The organism is Pseudomonas sp. 30_B (genome assembly GCF_017491605.1).
Taxonomy (GTDB): Bacteria; Pseudomonadota; Gammaproteobacteria; order Pseudomonadales; family Pseudomonadaceae; genus Pseudomonas.
Map to the genome: position 1 here is coordinate 1 of NZ_JAFGYY010000149.1, position 543 is coordinate 543.

Sequence of the window (543 nt, forward strand, 5' to 3'; positions counted from 1 at the left end):
CTGCCGAGCGTGCGCGCGCCAGACGGCAGCCTGAACTACGTCGTCGACGAGGCGCCCGGCGCGCCGACGCTGTACGAATCAGATTTAGTGCTGACCGACATCGACGGGCCAAGCGAAGTCGGCCCGCTCGCCGGCATCGATCACGGGTGCCTCGCGCTGCCCGCCGACGCGCTCGATACGTGGGTGCTGTTCTTCAAGACCGCGTTCGGCTTCGAGGCCGAGCGCAACTGGCTCGTGCCGGACCCGTACGGGCTCGTGCGCACCGCGCGGCTGCGCACGAGCCCGTACGGCTCGGTGCGCATCGCGCTCAATGCGTCGGTGGACCGGCATACGGCCGTCGTCCGGTCGCTCGAGCGCTATCGCGGCACGGGGCTCAATCATGTCGCGTTCCGCGCGGACGACATCGTCGCGGCGATCGCCGAATTCGCCGCCGACGGCGTGCCGTTCCTGCGGATTCCGCGCAATTACTACGACGATCTCGCCGCACGCTACGCGCTGCCCGACGAGACGATCGACACGCTGCGCCGCCATCACCTGCTGTAC

At 69.2% G+C, this 543-nt stretch carries 1 protein-coding gene; it reads left to right on the top strand.

Annotation, left to right across the window (positions count from 1 at the left end; translation table 11 throughout):
- Positions 1-543, top strand: a 543-nt coding sequence (locus J5M67_RS27660; RefSeq protein WP_207888574.1) for a VOC family protein, incomplete at both ends; no start/stop codon positions are given.